This window comes from Paraburkholderia caledonica NBRC 102488 (assembly GCF_000685095.1).
GTDB classification, from domain to species: domain Bacteria; phylum Pseudomonadota; class Gammaproteobacteria; order Burkholderiales; family Burkholderiaceae; genus Paraburkholderia; species Paraburkholderia caledonica.
Map to the genome: position 1 here is coordinate 81,465 of NZ_BAYE01000017.1, position 15,764 is coordinate 97,228.

Genomic DNA, 15,764 nt, shown 5'->3' on the forward strand with positions numbered 1-15,764 from the left:
ATTGCCGCACGTGCACACCCGCAACGGCTGAGACGCCTTTGACGCTGCAACCTACGCAGTTCAAAAACGCCGGAATTCGGAATATACGCGACGAATCAATGGAATAGCAAATAAAACGTTATGATTGATCCCTAATTATCAGTTTGGTGCATTGCGGGTATTTTTTATTGGTGCCATATCAAGCAAGGGCAAAATAAAACGGCATGTCGTGATGCCGTTTGAAAGACAAACAATTGGTTCGATTCGCTTATTGCGCCTGCGGAGTCTCCCGGACCTTGCGAGGCCGCCCACGGGGCAGCGGCGATACGCGCCGGTTCGCCGCCCGGGCCGCCCATTCACGGTACGCGTCGCTGCCGAGCACCCAGCCTTTTAGCGTGGCCTGCTGAAGCTGGCTTGCCTCTCGTTCGTCGAGCGGCTGCTCGCACAACTCGCGGTACGCGCGCTGCCTTTCGAACGGCGTGTTGCCGAGCGACCAGTAGAGCGGATGGTCGGTGATCAGGCTGTCGAGCGTGAGACCGATGTGATGACGGTAGCTCGACCAGCGGTAGTCTTCTGGCGCGCTCGCGATCTGCATGCGCACCGGGCACATTTCGACGACGCGGCTCGCCAGCAGAAAATACCGCTCGCCCTCGATCACCGTGGCGCGATAGCGACCTTCCCATAACGTGCCGCGTCGCGCGTAACGGCGGTTGAAGTGCGCTACGTAGCGGCGCCCGACCGCCTGCATCGCTTTCGGCAGGCTCGACTCCTCCGTTGGAGTGACGAGCAGCTGGACCGCGCCCGGCATCAACGCATATGCGTGGATCGATAAGTGATGATCGCGCGAAGCCGCTTTCATACAGTCGATGAAGAGTTCGTAGTCCTGGTCGTCGACGAACGCAGGCTGCTGATCGAGTCCGCGGAGGATGACGTGCTGCGGCTGGTCAGGAACATAAAGACGTGCAAGCCGTGCCATGCTGAAGTATCCGATAGTCGCGTTGGTACATACCCGAAGGTCCGAGGAGCCGCATGCGCCGGAGGTTCGACGCGGCGCGGCCAGGCCAGGAAGCGCGCCCGGCTTAGGGAGAAAACTCTAACCGGCGCGTATGGTTAGTTTCAAACGTTGTGGTCATAATGAGCGGGCCTTTTTTGGAGGAGCACATATGAAATTAAAACAGGCCGTAACGGGGATCGCAGTGCTAGCCAGCATGACAACAGCAGCACACGCGCAATCGGCCGGTAGCTTTTTCGTCTCAACAGGCTGGTTCCATCTTGCGCCTCAATCGAGTAGCCAGCCCCTGCAAGTAACGAGCATTGGCGGTAGCCCGACCAACATCACAGAAGCCAATACCGGAGCCTCACTGAGTTCGGCCGACACCATTGGCCTGACCGCGGGCTACTTCATTACCGATCACATCGCCACCGAATTCGTGATTGGCTACCCGCCTTCGTTCGACCTGAACGGCACCGGTAGCCTCGACCAATTCGGCAAGCTGGGTCAGGCGAAGCAGTGGAGCCCAACTCTGCTGTTCAAGTACTACTTCAACGCTCCCACTGCCACATTCCGTCCGTATCTCGGTATCGGCGTGAGCCGTATCTGGTTCACCGACGAGAAGATCACCAACGGAGCATTCCAGGCGAACGTCCTGCATGGTCCGACCAGCGTCACTACGGATAGTTCGTGGGAGCCGGTGTTTAATGCGGGTTTCACTTACGCGTTCAATCAGCACTGGTTCGCGGGCGTGTCGGTGTCGTACCTGCCGCTCAGCACGACGGCCAAACTGAACACGCAGGCGCAGACGCCGGTCGGTACGCTCAACGTGCAATCGCAAACCAAGATCAAGCTGAACCCGATCGTTACCTACGTCAACATCGGTTACCGCTTCTAACACGGTTTCGCACGCGTGGAATGCTGTGGTTTAGGGTAGTCGAATTCGCGGGGCTTGAACAACGCCGTCATTTATCCAATGGCGGCGTTTTTTATTTTGTGCCCCCAAGGACAGCACGCGCCTCCTTTACCGATGCACCGCGCCGCAGCTTCGGTGTGTTTGTAAAACTGACCCGCAAGCGTTGTGCTTCGTGCAATATCTGCTGACGATTTTCGCCCCGCGGCACCGTCTGCCGGGCATTTGGGTTTGGCACCGAAGTTGCGTCCTGCTGGTGTTTCCTGCGTTGCGATGTGGTTTAAGCGTAACCGTGAACGTGGGCCCTTTTTACCCTCATCGACGGAGCGACTATGACAGCACTTCCGAATACGCGAGATGCCCTCGGCGAATCCTGGACCAGCACGAGCCGCCGCGCGCGGCGTATTGCCCGCCACAGCCGCGACGCGGCTGAAGACATTGCAGGCGAACTTCGCACGCTAATGTCTGAGCTCGAATCCACGCTGGCCGAAGGCACCCAGGCCGATGCAGTAGCGCTGCGCGGCAAACTGCGCAAGCAGCTCGACAACGCCCGCGCCCGCATGAACGACACGCGCGAGGCCGTACGCGAACGCGCGAATGTAGCGCTCTCGGACGCGGACGACTATGTGCATGAAAATCCGTGGCAGACGCTCGCGATTGTTGGCGGCGTCGCGCTGATCGCAGGCGCGTTGTTCGCCTCGCGCATGCGCTGAGCTTTGCGCTGCATGTTGCCCTAAAGCGCGCTTGAGCTTGCGCTGAGAAGAGCGCTGAGAAGTGCGGCTCAAGCCCGCGGCCGGGCTGCATGGCGTTAGCGTCCCGTTGCATCGACGCTGTGCAGCCCGGTGTGGGAGACCGCCAACCCAGGCAGTCTCTGCAGTGCCTCGTGTGCCGGGCTCGCCCGACATGCTTCCTGCCGTGGCCCTCGCTTGCCACGGCTCGTGCTCGCTCAGTTATCTTCGATCACGAAGAGACGCTGATACTCCTTCAGCGCGTACCTGTCCGTCATGCCTGCGATGTAATGCGCGATAAGCCGAGGTTGCTGCGCGGCGTCGGTGGACTGGTAGCCCGGCGGCAGCAGCCGCGGATCTTCGGTGAACGCGTCGAACAGACCGACGACCACGCGGCGCGCCTTGTTCGCCATGCGCATCACGCGGTAATGGCGGTACAGGTTCTTGAACAGAAAACGCTTGAGCGCTGCAGCCTGGGCCGCCACCGCTTCGCTATGCTCGACGATCGCCGGCGCAGCGCGCACGGCGTCGAGCGAATCCGGCGCATGACGGGCCAGATTGAGCTTCGTGGTGTCGATTAGATCGACGATCAGCGTGTTGATGATGCGCCGCACCGTCTCATGGATCAGCCGGCGGCCTTCAATCCGCGGAAAATCGCGCCGCGCGGCTTCAGAATGTGTTTGCCACAACTCGACTTCGGCGAGTTGCTCGACGGTGAGCAAACCGGAGCGCAAGCCGTCGTCCACGTCGTGATTGTTATACGCGATCTCGTCGGCCACGTTCGCGATCTGCGCTTCGATGGACGGCTGGCGTCCTTCGAGAAAACGCTCGCCCAAAGCACCCAGCCGCCGCGCGTTCTCGCGTGAGCAATGCTTGAGAATACCCTCGCGCGTTTCGAAACACAGATTCAGGCCGTTGTACGCGCCGTAGTGCTCCTCGAGATCGTCAACCACCGCGAGGCTTTGCAGATTGTGCTCGAAGCCGCCGTGCTCGCGCATGCATTCGTTCAGCGCATCCTGGCCGGCATGTCCGAAGGGCGTGTGACCGAGATCGTGCGCAAGTGAAATGGCTTCGACGAGGTCTTCGTTCACACGCAGGTTGCGCGCCACGGAACGTGCAATCTGCGCGACTTCGAGGCTGTGCGTGAGACGCGTGCGAAACAGGTCGCCCTCGTGATTCACGAACACCTGCGTTTTGTATTCGAGCCGGCGGAACGCCGTTGAATGAACGATGCGGTCGCGGTCGCGCTGGAATTCGGTGCGCGCGTTCGGCGGTGCTTCCGGATAGCGGCGCCCGCGCGAGAGCGCCGAATGCGCGGCATACGGCGCAAGGTGCGCTTCGAGCGCTTCCTGCGTCGGGACGCCGAGCGCTGCGGCGTTCGCCGCGGGTTCCTGCTTTACATCGTCGCTGCGCCTGTCTGTCACCGGGTTCTCCGAAACATGGGGGGCGCCGGTCGACGCCGTGCGCGGCGCCTCGCTGCCAAAGCCGGCCTTCAGACGGCGGCGGCCAGCGTGGCGTGCACCTCGGCGTCGGGCGCCTGGGTGATGAGCGTCTCACCGAAACGCTTGAGCAGAATGAATTTGATCGCGCCGGCTTCCGCTTTCTTATCGACCTGCATCAGTTCGACATAACGCGATTCGCCGAGCGCCGGCGCGCGGGTCGGCAAATGCGCGGCGACGATGACGTCGACGAGCCGCTTGCGCGACGCTTCGTCCAGATAGCCGAGCCGCACCGACAGGTCCGCAGCCATCACCATTCCGCAGCCGACCGCCTCGCCATGCAGCCACTCGCCGTAGCCAAGTCCGGCTTCGATCGCGTGGCCAAACGTATGGCCGAAATTGAGAATGGCGCGCAGTCCGCCTTCGCGCTCGTCCTGCGCGACCACGGACGCCTTGATCTCGCACGAGCGCTTGACCGCTTCGGCGAGCGCTTCCGGCTCGCAGCGATTCAAAGCCTCGACATTGGCTTCGATCCAGCGGAAAAAACCGGCGTCTGCAATAGCGCCCGTCTTGATGACCTCGGCCACGCCCGCCGCCAGCTCACGCGCGGGCAGCGTGCGCAACGCGCCGATGTCGGCGATCACGGCCTGCGGCTGATAGAACGCGCCGATCATGTTCTTGCCGAGCGGATGATTGATGCCTGTCTTGCCGCCCACCGACGAATCCACCTGCGAGAGCAGCGTGGTCGGCACCTGAATGAACGGCACGCCGCGCATGTAGCAGGCAGCCGCGAAACCCGTCATGTCGCCGATCACGCCGCCGCCCAACGCAATCAGCGTGGTCTTGCGGTCGGCGCGCGAGCCGAGCAGTGCGTCGAAGATGAGGTTCAGCGTTTCGAGGTTCTTGTGGGCCTCGCCGTCCGGCAACACGACAGTGGACACCTGCTTGCCGAGCGGCGCGAGCGAGGCGCGCAACGTGTCGCCGTAAAGTGGGTCGACGGTGGTATTGGTGACGATGGTGACCGAGTTGCCGGCGACGTGCGGCGCGAACAGCGCGGTCTGGCCGATCAGGTCGGCACCGATATGAATGGGGTAGGCGCGTTCGCCCAGTTCGACATTGACGGTAATCATACGGCCCATTATGACGCAGGATGTTTGGCGACGCCGGCCATCTCGAGCTGCATCAGAACCATATTGACGAGTCCGTTGACGGAAGGCCGGCCGGTTTCAATCACGAAATGCGCGCACTCGCGGTAGAGCGGATCGCGCACTTCGTAGAGCGCCTCGAGGCGCGCTTTGGGGTCTTCCGTCTGCAGAAGCGGGCGATTTTTGTCGCGCCGGGTTCGCAGCCACAGATCGTGCGGATTGGCGCGCAAGTAGATCACCACGCCCCGGCTTTGCAGCGCCTGCCGGTTTTCCGGCCGCAGCACCGCGCCGCCGCCGGTCGCGAGCACGATTTCGTCGCGCCCGGTGAGCTCGGAAATGACGTTCGCCTCACGTTCACGAAAGCCCGCTTCGCCCTCCAGCTCGAAGATCACAGGAATGCGCGCGCCCGTGCGCGCTTCGATTTCATGGTCTGAATCGAAGAACGGGCGATCGAGACGGCGCGCAATGGCCCGGCCCACGGTGGTTTTTCCCGCCCCCATGAGCCCTACAAAAAATACATTGGCGTGTGCGTCCCGCGCTTGCAACGGTGTCCTCTGGCTAATCCGGTATGGTTCGTGCCGCAGCTTACTGGCAAAGCGGCTGCCTTGTCGAGCCTGCGCGCCGCCGCTTTCGAACGGCGGCAGCGAGCCCCTAATTCGTCTGAACGACGCGCGGCGTGATGAAAACTGCCAGTTCGCTGCGCTGGTCGCGATGAGCCCGATGGCGAAAAAGCGCACCTAGAATCGGTATTTTGCCCAGGAGCGGCACCCGAGTCACATCGTCCCGGCCGTCGGTCGCGTAGATTCCACCAATCGACACCGTACCACCGTCTTCCACCTCGACCCGAGTCTGCACGTGCTTCGTGTTGATTGCAGGCCCGGCGTCGGTCTGTTCGCCGACGCTGTCCTTGGCAACATCCAGGTCCAGCACCACGCGGCCGTCCGGCATGATCTGCGGCTCGACTTCGAGCTTCAGCGTGGCGCGGCGGAATTGCACACCCGATACGCCCTGCCCGACTTTGGCCTGATAAGGCAACTCGGTGCCTTGTTCGACCACCGCCTTCATCCGGTCGGCGGTGACAACGCGCGGACTGGAGACGATTTCGCCGCGCCCCTCGGCCTCCAATGCGCTCAACTCGACGTTCAGAAGCCGCGTCGCGCCCGCTGCGAACAGCGTCAACCCGGCCGTCGCCGCGTCGAAACCCGCAATCGGGCGGGCAGACAGATCGTAGACGAGACCGTCCTTGCCGCCGCTCAAACCTCGCGTGGTGCCGTCGGCGTTCGTACCCGCCATAGATAGCCGCACGCCGAGATTGCGAGAAAAACCATACTCACCTTCGACGATGCGCGCCTCGATCAGCACCTGGCGCGTGGGCCGGTCGACGGAGGCAAGCAGCGCGGCAATCTGCGCGAGGCGCCCCTCCAGATCCGTGACGAACAGTAGATTCGTGCGCGGATCGGCGGTCACCGCGCCGCGTTTGGACAACACCCGCTGATTGCCCGAGCCTGTCAGCAGGCGCCGCACGTCCTCGGCGCGCGCGTAGTGCAGCTCGAACGTGCGGCTTGCGAGCGGCTCGAGATCCGCAGTCCGCGCATGGGCCTCGAAGCGCTGCCGCTCGCGCGCGGCCAGATCTGCGATCGGCGCAACCCAGACCACGTTGCCGTGGCGCTCCATGGCGAGACCGTTGACGTCGAGCAGCGTGTCGAACGCGACGCGCCACGGAACCTTGTCGAGGCGCAGCGAAACGGCCCCGCGCACTCTCTCGCTCGCGACGATGTTCAATCCGGTGAACTGTGCGAACGCGTTCAGCACGGCGCCGAGTTCGGCGCGCTGAAAGTTGAGCGAAATCGGCTTGTCGTCGGCGGCAAGCGACGCGTCCGCGGCGGTTTTCGGAGCGCCGCTCAGACGTGCGAGCGGAGGCAATGGCACTGGCGGACCTTCCAGCGCCGACGCGGTCGCGCCGGCATGGCTGGTGGCGGCAGATTGCCGGCCAAGAGGCACCGAGCCATCTGCGTCGTCCATTGCATCGTCTGTGCGGCTTTGCCCGGCCTCCGTCGGCGTGCGCGAGACGGCGGTGGCATCCGCGGAATCGTCGCGGAACGGGTTCGGTGCTTCAGAGATTGAACCGCGAGGCAGCGGCGGCGCATTGTATGGCGAGTCGGACGATGCCACCGCATCGTCGAGCGGCATGTAGGCAGGCAACGGAGGCAGCGATGGAATCGCGGCTCCTGCCGCGTCGGTGGTTAGCGCCGCGCCGAGAGACAACGTCACAGATAGTCCCACGCGAACGCAGGCACGAACACTTAAGACTGCGGCAACACCGATAGATGCATGCCGGTCGCCGCGCAATAGCTCCGTTATGCTCATGACGAAGCCTCCGCGAGCTCAAGCGTCCGCGTTGCAGCGCCTTTGGCGAGCGTAATGCCGAACGCGTCGAAGCGCGTGACGCGCTCGTCGCCGATCTGCTGGCCGGACGCAACAGTGGTCGCGCCCTCGGGCGTATCGAACAATGCGAGACCGCGCGCGCGATCGTGCAGCAATCCGACAAGACGGAGTTGCGGCTGCCCGGGCAAACCGATAGTCGCCTGCATTTGCGCGGGCGAGAAGGGATCGAAAAACACCACGTCTTCTTCGTCATCCGAATCAAGGCTCGCGTCGGCAAGCTCCTGCGTCGTGAGGCTGGCAGGAGCCGGGCGTAGACCGCTGTACACGCGCAGTGCCGCGCTCACCGAAAGCGCAGACCCGTCGCGCTTGATGACGACATCGACGGGAACCATCAGCACCGGCAGTTCGATCAGTCCGCGCATAAACGACATCAGGTGAATGAAGTCGGTGCGCGCGGCAAGCTGAAGCGGACGCTCGCTCTGAACGCCCGTGCCGCTCGCTGCACCGGGCTCAACGGCCAGTAACGCCACGCCGTTCTGCGCGGCGAGTTCTGAGACGACGCGCACGTCATCGGCCGAAGTCCATTGCTTCGACGCACGCGAAGCAGTGACTATGGCAGCGGGGGCGAACTCTGCCGCGGCGGCTTCGCGGCGCAGCGACGGCAATTGCGTAAGCGCTCGCCTTGCATCGGCTAGATGCTCCGCGCTTGCAAGTAGCGCCGCGCGGCTCGCTGCCAGACGCCCCAGATCAGCCACGATCCAGCCGTGCGCCCCAAGGCTGAACACGACGAGCGCAATCAACAACGCGATCGCCCAGCGACGACGCGGGCTCCACGTGTGAAGCGGCGCGCGCAGACGCCTGAGCGCATGCGACAGCGACACTCGTGGCCGCGGCACGCCGCTGAATCCGGCAAATGTCGTACTCATTTCGAACCTCCAATGTGCTCGGCTTTTGCTTTTTGCGATGCCGCGACGCCAACGCGTTTGTCCGCCACGTTCGCAACGTCCTCCCAATGCAGGCGAGCGCCAAACTCAAACGCAGCGGCCGCTCCTTCGCTTGCATTCGCACCTGGATTCGCATGCGGCGACGAGCGATGCGAATCGCTCATTTCCGCACCTGTCACGCCGGGAATCCCACCGAGACGCTTAAGCCACTGCGCAGAATCGATATGCGCTCGCGAGGTCGCTACCAGTTCCGTCTCGTGCTCGCGCTGGCGAAGCTGCTGCAATAGAACGCCGTCGCCGGGTTCGAAACTCAACGCGTCGAGCAGGTCGCGCAGATACGTGAGCGGCTCGGACAAACGCTTCGCGCGAGCGGCCTTGTCGCGCTGCTCGTCGCGCGCCTGTAGCAGGCGCGCATGCTCGGCGAGCGGCGCGGCGAGCTGCGCAAGCGATTGCTCGATAGAAGCACGCTGTGACTCAAGCCGCGCCTTTTCTATCGCCTGATATCCAGCAAGCGCGAAGACCGCTGCGCAACCGGCCAACGCTGCGATCGCCAATGTCAGCAGACATCGCCGACGCGCGAGCCGGGCTTTGCGTTGTCGATGAGGCAGCAAATTGAAGCCGCCGAGCCATGGCTTGACAGGACGAACGGCGCGCCGCCCGCGCATGTCGCGCCCGACATGAAGTTGCGCCGCTGCGTTAAAGCGGCCTGCATCGAAAACTGCGGCGCTCATTCGAATACCCCGCGCAACGCGAGTCCGAACGCGACGGCGCCTGCCGCTTCATGCAGAAGCGGATCGTTCAATTGACGTGCTACCGAGCCCAGCGCCGCGCACTCGAACGGCAAGACCGTGCAGCCCAGAATGTCTGCGATATCCGCGATCGAGAAGCCAACGCCGTCCAGCAGTTCCACCTCACCGCTCACGAGCGCGCAGTCGAGCATCGGACCATGCGCGAGGTCGCGCAACGCGTCTGCGAGATCCGAATGTTCCGGCGCGGGGTAGTGCATCTCGGCTGCGACGGTGTCGTCGACGAGACGCCAGCCATGCACGCCGTCGGTGCCGATCCATAACGCGACATACGGTTCGTGCGGATCGAGTTCGTGACTCGCCGCGTAGCGCATGGCCCGCAGCGCAGCATGCGGTTCGCCGTCGATCGCTGTGAGTGATATGCCCGCAGCGGCTGCGCATTCGATCCGCGCTTCGAGATGTTGACGCCCGGTCGCGGCGATCGTCACGGAACGAGCGAGCAAGGGCCTGTCGTCGACGAACCAGTCGACGGCCAGCGCGTGCCGCTCCAGTCCTGCAATGCGCTCCACTTCGTTCATGACCGCCGGTTCGAGTTCGGCGAGTTCGTGCCCGCCGTCTTCCGCGCAACCGCTTTGCATCGCAAGCCGCGCGAGCGGCACAGTGGCGGTCAACGTTGCTGATGCGGGCACGGCCATCGCGCATCGCAACGCCTGTGTCGCGCACGAGTGAGGCATATCGGCGAACGCGTCGCGCAACGCGCGAGCGACTGACTGCCGGTCAGCGATCTCGTTGCCGGCCATCGCATTAGCGGGAAGCGGCACTGTGCACGCATACTCGATCTGCATCGAAGGGCATGCGCGTGCGCGTGCACGCTGACTCACCACGACGAGCCGCACGTTTTGCGAACCCACGTCGATACCTGCAGCGAAACGCTGCACCCCTGCCTGCACGGCTTCAATCCATGAATTTCTTAACGTCATCACGCCCTCCCTGAGACTCACGCGGCGAACCATTCGAGCGCGAGTAGCGAGGGAGAATTGTGCGCAAGCACGCCGCTGGGCGACACTCAGCCAAACGGCTAACGTTGAAGGCCGGCCGCCCCGACGTTCGTCAAAGCAGCTACAGTGAAGCCTCATTTCACGCGGTGCAGAGACTTGTAAAGAACTGTCGGTAAGCACGCCGAAAGCTGAAAAGCTGGGCGGCTATAATCGCGGGACTGTTTTTTGGTGCCTATATGCAATCCACGTCTCCCACGTCTCCGCCGCCCGCGCCGCAGAAGCGCAAACGCCCGTTGTGGCTCAAGCTCCTGTTGGGCTTTTTCGGGTTGATCGTCGCGGGCATTGTGTGCGTGCTTCTGGTGGTCGGCTATGCGCTCGTCGTGGCCACGCCCAATCTGCCCTCGCTCGACGCGCTCACCGACTACCGGCCGAAAGTGCCGCTGCGCATCTATACCGCCGACCATGTGCTGATCGGCGAGTTCGGCGAAGAACGGCGCGACATCGTCCGCATTCAGGAGGTGCCCGACAGCCTGAAGAAAGCCGTGCTCGCAATTGAAGACGCGCGCTTTTACGATCATGGTGGCGTCGACCTGACCGGTATCGCTCGCGCTGGAATCGTTGCGCTGACCAACGGCCATGCGACGCAAGGTGCAAGCACGATCACCATGCAGGTCGCGCGCAATTTCTTCCTTTCGAGCGAGAAGACGTACACGCGCAAGATTTACGAGATGCTGCTCGCCTACAAGATCGAGTCGAAGCTTTCAAAAGATCAGATTCTCGAGGTCTACATGAATCAGATCTATCTCGGCCAGCGCGCGTACGGTTTCGCGAGCGCGGCGCGTGTGTACTTCGGCAAGGACATGAAAGATCTGACGCTCGCGGAGTCCGCCATGCTGGCGGGCTTGCCGAAAGCGCCGTCCGCGTATAACCCGGTGGTGAATCCGAAGCGCGCGAAGGTACGTCAGGAGTACATTCTTCAGCGCATGTACGAGCTGCATTACATCAACCAGCAGCAGTACGACGAAGCGAGCCGTCAGGCTCTCGTCGTAAAGGGCGCGGGCAAGGAATTCAGCGTGCACGCCGAGTACGTGGCGGAAATGGTGCGGCAGATGATGTACGCGCAATACCGCGAGGAAGCGTACACGCGCGGTCTCAACGTAGTCACGACGATCGACTCCGCGGATCAGGACGTCGCGTACCGCGCATTACGCAAAGGCTTGATGGACTATGAGCGGCGCCACGGCTATCGCGGCCCCGAAGCGTTCATCAACCTGCCGTCCGACGCGGACGACCGCGAGCAGGCCATCGACGACGCATTGCTCGAACATCCGGACAACGGCGAAATCATTGCGGCAGTCGTGACGGCGGCGAGCCCGAAGCAGGTGCAGGCGACGTTCATCGACGGCAATGTGGCGACCGTTCAGGGCGACGGCCTGCGCTTTGCACAGCTTGCATTGAGCGCGCGCGCGCAGCCGAACCAGCGCGTGCGGCCGGGCGCGATCATCCGCCTCGTCAAGAACGACGACGGTCAGTGGGCAATCACGCAATTGCCGCAAGTAGAAGGTGCGTTTGTTTCCGTGGTGCCGCAAGACGGTGCTATCCGCGCGCTCGTCGGTGGCTTCGACTTCAACAAGAACAAGTTCAACCATGTCACGCAGGCATGGCGTCAGCCGGGCTCGAGCTTCAAGCCGTTCATTTATTCGGCGTCGCTTGAAAAAGGACTTGGACCAGCAACCGTGATCAACGACGCGCCGCTATTTTTCAGCGCAGCGGAGACCGGCGGCCAGGCGTGGGAGCCGAAGAATTACGGCGGCGGCTTCGACGGCCCGATGACCATGCGCACCGCGTTGCAGAAGTCGAAGAACCTGGTGTCGATTCGCATCCTCAACCACATTGGTACGAAGTATGCGCAGCAGTACATCACGCGCTTCGGGTTCGATGCGGACCGTCATCCGGCTTACCTGCCCATGGCGCTGGGCGCGGGCCTCGTCACGCCGCTGCAAATGGCGGGCGCATTCTCGGTATTTGCGAACGGCGGCTATCGGATCAACCCGTATCTGATCGCTGAAGTTACCGATCCGCGCGGCGTCGTAGTCGCGCATGCGCAACCGCTCGTCGCCGAGCAAAGCGCGCCGCATGCCATCGAACCGCGCAACGCCTATGTGATGAACAGCCTGCTGCAAAGCGTCGCGCAGCGTGGCACCGGTGCCAAGTCGAACGCGCTCAAGCGCACGGACCTCGGCGGCAAGACGGGTACGACGAACGATTCGCGCGACGCGTGGTTCGCCGGTTATCAGCACACGCTCACGGCGATCGCGTGGATCGGCTACGACAACCCTCGCAGTCTGGGCGACAAGGAAACCGGCGGCGGCCTCGCGTTGCCGGTCTGGATCGAGTACATGGGACGCGCGCTCAAAGGCGTGCCGGAGTACAAGATGCCGATGCCCGACGGAGTGACCGAAGTCGGCTCAGAACTGTATTTCGACGAGTTCACGCCGGGCCACGGTTTTGTTGGGACGGTCGGCATCAGTCAGGCGGCACTCGACGAAGCAAGCGCTGCGTCTGCCGCACCGGGACAAGTCGGCGAGCAGGAGAAGCAGGACATCATGAATCTGTTCCGCGGGCACTAACGCAGCGTCCTGCATGCCGCAAAAAAAGCCGCCGTGCAGTTCCTGCGCGGCGGCTTTTTCTTTTGTTAAGCGTCTAACCGCTCGATGTTGGTTTCAGGCCTCGAAATGCACTGGCTCACCGGCCTGCTCCGTCGCGTACTCCGAGAGCGCCGCAAAAAACTCGTTGCCGCTGCGGGTGTCGCGCCACTCGCCATCGACAAAACGGTAGTGGAAACCGCCCGCTTTCGCGGCGATCCAGATCTCGCTCATCGGCGGTTGCAGATTCACGATGATCTTCGAGCGATTCGCGAATTCGAGGGTCAGCACGTTGCCGCTGCGCTCGAGTTCGATGTCGGCCTCGGTGTCGTCCAGCGCGCGTTCGATGGCGGCTAGCGCGGCCTCTGCACGGGTCAGGTAATCACTATCGGACATGCTAAACTCCATCGATTATTTATTCAGGGACAGTCATGCGAGTCGTATCTCGGATGCGCGCGGCGGCGCCCGGCCGCGCGATTGTAGCGGGTTTAGCCATTCTCGCAGGTTGCGCACTCGGTGGCTCGCTCGCCGGCTGCGGACAACGCGGTTCGCTCTATTTGCCTACCGTGCCACCTTTGCCGGAAAAGCCCATCGACCGCACACAGCCGCCGTCTCCTGACGAAGTACAACCCGGCGCCGAAACCGCGTCCGACGCAGACTCCATTCCTGACACTTCCGGCACGCCGCTCTCGCTCGCGCCCGCGAACGAACTGTCGGCGTCTCCTTCATCTGCTGGTTCCGCTGCTTCGGCTTCGCAGCCCGCTTCCGCCGCCACTCCCGTTCAATAAGACCTCCGCATGACTCGACCTGCATTTGACTACGTCAACGGCGTGCTTCACGTCGAAGGCGTGTCCGCCGTTTCGCTCGCCGAACAGTTCGGCACGCCGCTTTATGTGTACTCCCGGGCCGCGCTCACTGACGCCTGGAATGCGTACGCAGGCGCGTGCGCCGGCCGTCGCGCGAGCGTGCACGTGGCTGTGAAGGCCAATAGCAATCTCGCAGTGCTGAACGTGTTCGCGCGTCTCGGCGCGGGCTTCGACATCGTGTCGGGCGGCGAACTGGCTCGCGTGCTGGCGGCCGGCGGCAAAGCGGAAAACACCGTGTTTTCCGGCGTCGGCAAACACGCGAGCGAAATGCGCGAGGCACTCGCGGCGGGTGTGAAGTGCTTCAATGTCGAATCCATTCCGGAACTCGATCGCCTGAACACGGTGGCCGCGGAAATGGGCAAGATCGCGCCCGTCTCGCTGCGCGTGAATCCCGACGTCGATGCGAAGACGCATCCCTACATCTCCACTGGGCTGAAGTCGAACAAGTTCGGCGTCGCGTTCGAAGATGCACGCGCCACGTATCAAGCGGCCGCAGCCATGGCGAACCTTGAGGTTGTCGGCATCGACTGCCATATCGGCTCGCAGATAACCGAGATTGCGCCTTACCTCGACGCGGTGGACAAGCTTCTGGAACTGGTCGAACTGATCGAGAAAGACGGCATTGCAATTCGTCATATCGACGTAGGCGGCGGCCTCGGCATCACCTACGACGACGAAACGCCGCCGGACATCGGCGAATTCGTACGCACGGTGCTCGATCGCATCGAGGCGCGCGGTCACGGCCACCGCGAGGTGTATTTCGAGCCGGGCCGCTCGCTAGTTGGCAATGCGGGCGTGCTGCTCACGCGCGTCGAATTCCTGAAGCCGGGCGCTGAAAAGAATTTCGCCATCGTGGACGCGGCGATGACCGAACTTGCCCGCCCTGCGATGTACGAGGCGTACCACGCTATCGACGCCGTTGTTGAGCGCGACGTCCCCGCGCATGTGTACGACATCGTGGGACCGGTTTGCGAAAGCGGCGACTGGCTGGGGCGCGAACGGCTGCTCTCCGTCGAGCCCGGCGATCTGCTCGTGATTCGCTCGGCGGGCGCCTACGGCTTCGTGATGAGCTCCAACTACAACACCCGCCCGCGTGCAGCGGAGGTGATGGTTGATGGTACACAAGCGCATGTAGTTCGGGCGAGAGAAGCAGTCCAGCAGTTGTTCGCGGGCGAAACGGTTTTGCCGGCGTAACCAGCGTCGCAAGTCCGCTTTATAAAAAAGGCGATGCCATTGCGGCATCGCCTTTTTTCTTAGCACTTACGCTCGCGCGCAGTCAGCGCGGCTTCAACTTGCGCCGCTCGCGTATCCACACAATCAGACGCCAACCCAGCAGCGCGAGCATGATCCCGCCGTAGATTTTCGGCAGGATGAGGTCGTGTTTGCCCGCTTTCATCCACCAGAAATGCAGAATCGCCAGCGCGCCGATGGCGTAGATCGCGCGGTGCAACGTCTGCCAGCGGCGGCCGAGCTTGCGCACCATTGCGCGCGGCGACGTTGCGGCCAATGCAATCAGCAGCACGAACGCCGCAAAACCCACAGTAATGAACGGCCGCTTGCCGATGTCCTTGACGATCTCCGCCACGTCGAACCATTTATCGAACCAGAGATACGTCGTGAAATGCAGCGTCGCGTAGAAGAACGCGTATAGCCCGAGCATGCGGCGAAACCGCACGAACGCCGCGATGCCTGTGAGGCGGCGCAGTGGCGTCACGGCGAGCGTGATGCAGAGGAACACGAGCGTCCACAGGCCCGTTGAGCGCGTGATGAACTCGATCGGGTTCGCGCCCAGCCGGTCGGTCACGCCGAACAACACGATCCGCGCCAGCGGATACCACGCCGCGATGAACACCGCGATTTTCGCGGGCACGACCCAGCGCGAGCCAGCGGCGGGACGCTTTGCCGGCGCCGCAGCAGGCGCATTGGCTCGCGGCGCGCTGTGCCCGGTACGAGTGACAGATTGGGTATCGGAAGCCATCGTCGTG

At 62.9% G+C, this 15,764-nt stretch carries 15 protein-coding genes; 5 read left to right on the plus strand and 10 right to left on the minus strand.

What is annotated here, in order from left to right; translation table 11 throughout:
- Positions 1–247: 247 nt before the first annotated feature.
- Entirely contained in the window at positions 248–955 is a 708-nt protein-coding gene (locus tag BCA01S_RS26395) for a transposase (protein ID WP_027779495.1), read from the minus strand.
- A 187-nt stretch (positions 956–1,142) separates the two neighbouring features.
- Here BCA01S_RS26395 and BCA01S_RS26400 point away from each other — a divergent pair, with 187 nt between their 5' ends.
- Positions 1,143–1,868 carry an OmpW/AlkL family protein gene (locus BCA01S_RS26400; protein WP_027779496.1) on the plus strand — a complete coding sequence of 242 codons (726 nt, stop codon included), beginning with the start codon at positions 1,143–1,145 and terminating at the stop codon, positions 1,866–1,868.
- 347 nt (positions 1,869–2,215) lie between these two features.
- Positions 2,216–2,596: an ElaB/YgaM/YqjD family protein gene (locus tag BCA01S_RS26405; RefSeq protein ID WP_020070608.1), complete on the plus strand. Its 381-nt coding sequence runs from the start codon at positions 2,216–2,218 to the stop codon at positions 2,594–2,596.
- A 233-nt stretch (positions 2,597–2,829) separates the two neighbouring features.
- Here the strand turns inward: BCA01S_RS26405 and BCA01S_RS26410 are convergent, their stop codons facing one another.
- The 7 genes from BCA01S_RS26410 to pilM form a co-directional block, all read right to left on the minus strand.
- The gene (locus BCA01S_RS26410) at positions 2,830–4,035 is read right to left on the minus strand and encodes a deoxyguanosinetriphosphate triphosphohydrolase (protein ID WP_027779497.1); all 1,206 of its coding nucleotides are present in this window, start codon (positions 4,033–4,035) and stop codon (positions 2,830–2,832) included.
- Positions 4,036–4,103: 68 nt separating this feature from the next.
- A complete protein-coding gene (gene aroB, locus BCA01S_RS26415) occupies positions 4,104–5,180 on the minus strand; it encodes a 3-dehydroquinate synthase (protein WP_042319501.1) in 1,077 nt (358 codons plus the stop codon).
- A gap of 8 nt (positions 5,181–5,188) precedes the next feature.
- Positions 5,189–5,740, minus strand: a complete 552-nt coding sequence (locus BCA01S_RS26420) for a shikimate kinase (protein WP_027779499.1) — start codon at positions 5,738–5,740, stop codon at positions 5,189–5,191.
- 106 nt (positions 5,741–5,846) lie between these two features.
- Positions 5,847–7,562 (minus strand): type IV pilus secretin PilQ, encoded by a 1,716-nt coding sequence (locus BCA01S_RS26425; protein WP_027779500.1) that lies wholly within the window; start codon positions 7,560–7,562, stop codon positions 5,847–5,849.
- The gene (locus BCA01S_RS26430; RefSeq protein ID WP_027779501.1) at positions 7,559–8,506 is read right to left on the minus strand and encodes a hypothetical protein; all 948 of its coding nucleotides are present in this window, start codon (positions 8,504–8,506) and stop codon (positions 7,559–7,561) included. The genes BCA01S_RS26425 and BCA01S_RS26430 overlap by 4 nt, the downstream gene beginning before the upstream one ends.
- A complete protein-coding gene (locus tag BCA01S_RS26435) occupies positions 8,503–9,255 on the minus strand; it encodes a PilN family protein (protein WP_027779502.1) in 753 nt (250 codons plus the stop codon). The genes BCA01S_RS26430 and BCA01S_RS26435 overlap by 4 nt, the downstream gene beginning before the upstream one ends.
- Positions 9,252–10,250 (minus strand): type IV pilus biogenesis protein PilM, encoded by a 999-nt coding sequence (gene pilM / locus BCA01S_RS26440; protein ID WP_027779503.1) that lies wholly within the window; start codon positions 10,248–10,250, stop codon positions 9,252–9,254. Before pilM ends, BCA01S_RS26435 begins: the two co-directional genes overlap by 4 nt.
- Before the next feature lie 254 nt (positions 10,251–10,504).
- Here pilM and BCA01S_RS26445 point away from each other — a divergent pair, with 254 nt between their 5' ends.
- Positions 10,505–12,898, plus strand: a complete 2,394-nt coding sequence (locus tag BCA01S_RS26445; RefSeq protein ID WP_027779504.1) for a penicillin-binding protein 1A — start codon at positions 10,505–10,507, stop codon at positions 12,896–12,898.
- Between the two features lie 93 nt (positions 12,899–12,991).
- On the opposite strand, the gene cyaY is transcribed toward BCA01S_RS26445, so the two are convergent.
- Positions 12,992–13,309, minus strand: coding sequence for an iron donor protein CyaY (gene cyaY, locus BCA01S_RS26450; protein WP_020070599.1), 318 nt, complete (start codon positions 13,307–13,309; stop codon positions 12,992–12,994).
- 35 nt (positions 13,310–13,344) lie between these two features.
- On the opposite strand from cyaY, the gene BCA01S_RS26455 reads away from it, so the two are divergent.
- Together BCA01S_RS26455 and lysA are read left to right on the plus strand one after the other, a co-directional pair.
- Positions 13,345–13,701 (plus strand): lipoprotein, encoded by a 357-nt coding sequence (locus BCA01S_RS26455; protein ID WP_027779505.1) that lies wholly within the window; start codon positions 13,345–13,347, stop codon positions 13,699–13,701.
- Positions 13,702–13,710: 9 nt separating this feature from the next.
- Entirely contained in the window at positions 13,711–14,973 is a 1,263-nt protein-coding gene (gene lysA / locus BCA01S_RS26460) for a diaminopimelate decarboxylase (protein WP_027779506.1), read from the plus strand.
- A gap of 82 nt (positions 14,974–15,055) precedes the next feature.
- Here the strand turns inward: lysA and msrQ are convergent, their stop codons facing one another.
- Positions 15,056–15,757 carry a protein-methionine-sulfoxide reductase heme-binding subunit MsrQ gene (msrQ, locus tag BCA01S_RS26465; protein WP_027779507.1) on the minus strand — a complete coding sequence of 234 codons (702 nt, stop codon included), beginning with the start codon at positions 15,755–15,757 and terminating at the stop codon, positions 15,056–15,058.
- Between the last annotated feature and the right edge of the window lie 7 nt (positions 15,758–15,764).

Coding starts and splice junctions, on each gene's coding strand:
- BCA01S_RS26395 (WP_027779495.1), bottom strand. CDS start 955: ATGGCACGGCTTGCACGTCTTTATGTTCCTGACCAGCCGCAGCACGTC.
- BCA01S_RS26400 (WP_027779496.1), top strand. CDS start 1,143: ATGAAATTAAAACAGGCCGTAACGGGGATCGCAGTGCTAGCCAGCATG.
- BCA01S_RS26405 (WP_020070608.1), top strand. CDS start 2,216: ATGACAGCACTTCCGAATACGCGAGATGCCCTCGGCGAATCCTGGACC.
- aroB (WP_042319501.1), bottom strand. CDS start 5,180: ATGATTACCGTCAATGTCGAACTGGGCGAACGCGCCTACCCCATTCAT.
- BCA01S_RS26425 (WP_027779500.1), bottom strand. CDS start 7,562: ATGAGCATAACGGAGCTATTGCGCGGCGACCGGCATGCATCTATCGGT.
- BCA01S_RS26430 (WP_027779501.1), bottom strand. CDS start 8,506: ATGAGTACGACATTTGCCGGATTCAGCGGCGTGCCGCGGCCACGAGTG.
- BCA01S_RS26435 (WP_027779502.1), bottom strand. CDS start 9,255: ATGAGCGCCGCAGTTTTCGATGCAGGCCGCTTTAACGCAGCGGCGCAA.
- pilM (WP_027779503.1), bottom strand. CDS start 10,250: ATGACGTTAAGAAATTCATGGATTGAAGCCGTGCAGGCAGGGGTGCAG.
- BCA01S_RS26445 (WP_027779504.1), top strand. CDS start 10,505: ATGCAATCCACGTCTCCCACGTCTCCGCCGCCCGCGCCGCAGAAGCGC.
- cyaY (WP_020070599.1), bottom strand. CDS start 13,309: ATGTCCGATAGTGATTACCTGACCCGTGCAGAGGCCGCGCTAGCCGCC.
- BCA01S_RS26455 (WP_027779505.1), top strand. CDS start 13,345: ATGCGAGTCGTATCTCGGATGCGCGCGGCGGCGCCCGGCCGCGCGATT.
- lysA (WP_027779506.1), top strand. CDS start 13,711: ATGACTCGACCTGCATTTGACTACGTCAACGGCGTGCTTCACGTCGAA.
- msrQ (WP_027779507.1), bottom strand. CDS start 15,757: ATGGCTTCCGATACCCAATCTGTCACTCGTACCGGGCACAGCGCGCCG.